Consider the following 335-nt stretch of genomic DNA (forward strand, 5'->3'; position numbering starts at 1 on the left):
TCCTCCCATCGCAGGGTATCTGGCAGGGAATCTCATATCAAAGCGAATGAATAACACCTTGCAGTGCCTGTCGGTCATCCAGTCAAGACGTTCTTTGAATCGTTCCATGATGACGGGGTATAAGCCGTATTCATCGAAGAGGCCTACGTTAACTGGGATTCCTTGGTATGTGTCAGCATGAGAAACTTGTTGGTGTATCATGATCAATCTCCTGTTAAGACGTTGTTTATTTTTTCTGCCTATAGTATATCCCTTGCTATGAAAATTAATACGAAGATGATTACGCATGAGTGCCCCATTGCTCCTTGTTGGGCAATGGGTCATTGAGTCTTGAT

General features: G+C 43.6%; 1 pseudogene. It reads right to left on the reverse strand.

Annotated features, from left to right (window positions below):
- A pseudogene (locus HUV26_RS16710) lies at window positions 1-201 on the reverse strand (hypothetical protein); the annotation flags it as partial.
- Window positions 202-335 lie beyond the last annotated feature (134 nt).

Source organism: Desulfovibrio psychrotolerans (assembly GCF_013340305.1).
Classification (GTDB): Bacteria; Desulfobacterota; Desulfovibrionia; order Desulfovibrionales; family Desulfovibrionaceae; genus Halodesulfovibrio; species Halodesulfovibrio psychrotolerans.